The following is a 4052-nucleotide window of genomic DNA, read 5'->3' on the forward strand; positions in this document are numbered from 1 at the left end:
GCCAAAAAACTGGACGAGGCTTTGCAGTAACGCTGATAGCGTATCGGCAACCAGCCATAGAATGACAGGGACAAAAACTAGCGCTTGGTTACCAGCGCGGCGGGCTAGAATAATACCGCCGAGCAAAATAATCATTGGCCAAATTAAATAGCTGACCAACCCTTGCTCATTAAAGACGCTACCATTTGCGGCTGCTAACCACGAGAATAGGACATTACTACCCAATGCCAATATGGCGAATAGCGCAAACTGGATAAAGGTGGGTTTTACCCATGAAAACGCCCGCGTCGATCCGACCAGCATCCATAAGGTTGCAATGATATTGGCCGCGAAATTGAGCGAGAAGCGCTGAAGCGATACGGTTTTTAATGACGCAAGTGACAAAGACTTAGACCTCTAGCCAGTCGAGAGAAATAACGCCAATTCATTATTATTTGACGATAAAATAGGATTGAAAAGCGAGAAATTTAACTTAATATTTTAGCTCGCTAATCTATCGCGATTGTAACGGATTGTCGCTCAAGAGGATAAGGCTGATTTGTAAAAACTACCGAAAAATTACTCTAAACGTTGATTGACAATCCATTAAAAAAGGAGGCCTTAAAATCAAGACCTCCTTTTTGTCAAACAGCAAATATTATCGCATCAATAGCTCATTGACGCGTTTTAGATAAGCGGCTGGATCTTCTAGTTGACCGCCATCGGCAAGTAACGCTTGGTCAAAAATTACCTGCGCCAGCTTGTCAAAATGGTCGTCAGACTGCTCGCTACTCTCTAACTTTTTAATCAGTGGATGGTCAGGGTTGACCTCAAGCGTTGGTTTGCTCTCTGGTACATCTTGACCCATTTGCTTCAGCATCTGAATCATTTGCGGTGACAGCTCACCTTCACCAACGACTAGACATGCTGGACTATCAACCAAACGCGTTGAGACTTTAACGTCTTTTGCGCGCGCGCCAAGTGCCGTTTTTAGCTTATCAACGACTGGCTTCATCGCCTCTACCGCCTTTTCAGCTTCAACTTTTTCAGCTTCGTCCTGCAAGTCGCCCAAATCTACTGCACCTTTGGAGATATTTTGCAGCGGCGTCTCATCAAATGAGGTCAAGAAGTTCATCGCCCATTCATCGACACGGCTGGTCATCAAGATAACCTCAATGCCTTTTTTCTTAAACAGCTCAAGCTGCGGGCTATTTTTTGCCGCCGCTAAATTATCTGCCGTCAGATAGTAGATGGCTTTTTGACCGTCAATCATACGACCTTTATAGTCTTCAAAGCTGGTCTCAACCTTATCATTGGTGCTGGTGGCATAACGCAGCAATTTGGCGATGCGCTCTTGGTTGCCCATATCCTCGCCAAGGCCTTCTTTAATCACATCGCCAAATTCGCTATAGAACTGGGCAAATTTTTCTTGTTTATCGCTGTCTTCACTATTGGCAAGGCTTGCTAGCAAGGTCAAAATACGGCGCGCGTTACCATCACGGATAGATTTTACATCGCGTGATTCTTGCAAGATTTCGCGGCTAACGTTTAATGGCAGATCGGCTGAATCAATGACCCCTTTCACAAAACGCAAATACATCGGCAGCAATTGCTCAGCATCGTCCATAATAAAGACGCGCTTCACATAAAGCTTTAAGCCATGCTGCTGCTCACGCGTGTATAAATCCATCGGCGCTTTTTTCGGAATATATAAAAGCTGGGTATACTGAACGCGACCTTCAACGCGGTTGTGTGTCCATGTTAGCGGCGCATCCATGTCATAAGTGATGTTTTTATAAAAATCGATATATTCATCATCTTCAACCTCAGATGCTGAGCGGGTCCAAAGCGCACTGGCTTTGTTAATGGTCTCCCACTCATCGGTCAAGACCATCTGACCGCCTACTGGCGCGTCACTATCGTCGCCCTCTTCTTTCACATCTTCTTGCCAGACTTCTTTACGCATCTGAATCGGCAAGCTAATATGGTCGGAATACTTATTGACCAAACGCTTGATTTTGCCGCGGTCTAAATAATTATCTTCGCCTTCGCTGTACTCTTTTTTTAGATGCAAAGTAATGCTGGTACCGCGCGTCTCTTTGGTAATTGGCTCAACGGTAAAGCTACCGGTACCGTCTGAAACCCAACGTACGCCTTTGTCAGTAGGCTCGCCCGCTTTGCGTGACTCAACGCTGATGGTATCAGCAACGATAAATCCAGAGTAAAAACCAACCCCAAACTGACCAATTAATTGACCATCTTGCTTTTGCGATTCAGACAATTTATCTAAGAAAGCTTTGGTGCCAGACTTGGCAATCGTTCCTAAGTTTTCGATGGCGTCGGCTTCATTCATACCAATACCGTTATCAATAAAGGTAATGGTTTTGGCATCTTTATCGACAGCGATACGAATCTTTAACTCGCCATCATCTTCATAAAGGCTGTCATCATTGGTCGCTTCAAAGCGCAATTTGTCGCAAGCGTCCGAGGCGTTCGAGACTAATTCACGCACAAAAATATCGGCATTAGAATAAAGCGAATGCGTCACCAAATGCAGCAGCTGCGCCACTTCTGCTTCAAAACTGTGTTTTTTTAATTCAGGGCTGTCTTTATTAACATTGATGTCATTAGCGTTTTTATTATCCGCTTGGGTCTGTTCACTCATAAAAACTCCTATTATTGATACCAAAGATGCTGTTGCCAGCACGCATAAATCACAAATTTTCAAATACTAGCAGCTGTGCCAATCTGCTTGCTAAGAAGGCGCTATAAATACTGCTAGGCTGCTTAATCAGATAGGGGCACAGGCAAAAATTTCAAGCTAAAATGCGCCAAAAACAGTCAGTAACCATAAAAAAACCGCCCCAGTTTCCTAAAGCGGTGTTTTTAGATAAATATAGACAATTTTTATCGTTTCAGTTTTCTACAGACATTATAAACAGCTGGGTAAATGACGAGCAGGATCACTATCACGAGCTGCCATAGCGTCTTCAACGCTCATGCCAAGGGCTTTGGCAACGCCTGTACCGTAAGCTGGATCACACCAGTTACAGTTGCGAATATGACGATATTTAATAAAATCAAGCGCATTACCCATCGCGCGGGCGGTATTATCAAACAATACTTGCTTTTGCTCATCGTTCATTAGGTTAAACAGTGCGCGCGGCTGGCTAAAATAATCACTATCGTCTTCACGGAAATCGTAGTGCTCCGCGTAACCATCAATCTTTAAAGCTGGCTCAGCGTACTGCGGCTGGTCTTGCCATTGCTCAAAGCTGTTTGGCGTATAGTGTGGACGGCCACCGTAGTTATCATCGACACGCATTTGACCGTCGCGGTGGTTACTGGTCACCGGACAACGAGGTTTGTTGACTGGGATCTGCTTGTGATTGACACCAACGCGATAACGCTGAGCATCGGCGTAGCTAAAGAGACGCGCTTGTAGCATACGGTCTGGTGAGGCACTGATGCCAGTCACGAGATTGTTCGGCGCAAAAGCCGCCTGCTCGACGTCTAAGAAATAATTGTCTGAGTTTTTATTCAGCTCAATCTCGCCAACTTCAATCAGCGGATAATCCCCTTTTGGCCATACCTTGGTCAAATCAAACGGATGGTAAGGTACTTTATCGGCATCGGTTTCTGGCATGATTTGCACGTACATTTTCCACTTCGGAAAATCTCCATTGTCGATGGCATTGAGCAAATCTTCTTGATGGCTTTCACGATTCGAGGCGATAATTTCAGCGGCTTCGGCATCGGTTAGGTTTTTGATACCTTGCTGAGTACGGAAATGAAACTTGACCCAAAAACGCTTATTATCGCTATTGATAAAGCTATAAGTATGCGAGCCAAAGCCATGCATATGTCTATAAGAGGCTGGGATACCGCGGTCGCTCATGGTAATGGTGACTTGGTGCAAAGATTCTGGCAATAACGTCCAAAAGTCCCAGTTATTGGTTGCCGAACGCATATTGGTACGTGGGTCACGCTTGACCGCTTTATTTAAATCTGGAAATTTGCGCGGGTCACGAACGAAAAATACTGGCGTATTATTGCCGACCAAATCCCAGATA

General features: G+C 44.9%; 1 protein-coding gene and 2 pseudogenes. All 3 read right to left on the minus strand.

The window, feature by feature from the left end:
• A pseudogene (locus tag V7D75_RS13815) lies at positions 1-384 on the minus strand (C13 family peptidase); the annotation flags it as partial.
• A gap of 253 nt (positions 385-637) precedes the next feature.
• The gene (gene htpG, locus V7D75_RS13820) at positions 638-2644 is read right to left on the minus strand and encodes a molecular chaperone HtpG (RefSeq protein WP_333615025.1); all 2007 of its coding nucleotides are present in this window, start codon (positions 2642-2644) and stop codon (positions 638-640) included.
• A gap of 267 nt (positions 2645-2911) precedes the next feature.
• Positions 2912-4052 (minus strand): annotated as a pseudogene (locus tag V7D75_RS13825) (catalase); the annotation flags it as partial.

It is taken from the genome of Psychrobacter sp. (assembly GCF_036731945.1).
Taxonomy (GTDB): Bacteria; Pseudomonadota; Gammaproteobacteria; order Pseudomonadales; family Moraxellaceae; genus Psychrobacter.